The sequence below is a fragment of the Vibrio sp. 1249-1 genome, assembly GCF_033340495.1.
In genome coordinates this window covers 1-545 of sequence record NZ_JAWOWJ010001037.1, presented here as the reverse complement: position 1 = coordinate 545, position 545 = coordinate 1, and the positions used below count along the sequence as shown (strand labels likewise).

Genomic DNA, 545 nt, shown 5'->3' with positions numbered 1-545 from the left:
ACTTCAATGATCGCATTGAGTGTGCGTGGTGTTGGGCGATTTATCCAATCAGAATTGAGTGACCAAACATGATTGTTGCGCAGAGCTGGCAGTTCATTTTTCCATTGAGCCCACATTCCATCATCACTCATAGCATGACGAGAGGTGAAGAGTACTTCAGGTTGACGTGTGATCACTTGCTCGATACTGACTTGAGGATAGGGTGCTGCTGTATTGGCAAATACATTTTCTCCACCACAGAAGTTAAATACTTCGCTCGGCCAGTTTTTACCTGCCACAGTAATGATCGGCTTTTCGCTGAGTTGATAAAAATAGCGAACTTTCTCTGTGGTGTTGTATTTCGCTTTGAGAGCAGTTAGCCCCTCTCTAAAGTCCCGTGCTGCTTTTTGACCTTTTGATGGATCATCACTGTATTGACTCAGCTGCTCAATATTATTTGCGATGTCTTCTAAAGTACCCGTGGTTGAGTAGTAGATAGGTACGCCAAATTGTTTTAACTTTTCGAGCTCTTTGGCGGGGTTACCCGCAGGCCAAGCAATGACAAG

Annotated in this window: 1 protein-coding gene; it reads right to left on the bottom strand. The window is 44.4% G+C overall.

Annotated features, from left to right (window positions below; translation table 11 throughout):
* Positions 1 to 545, bottom strand: a 545-nt coding sequence (locus R7Z50_RS30325; RefSeq protein WP_318150127.1) for an ABC transporter substrate-binding protein, incomplete at both ends; no start/stop codon positions are given.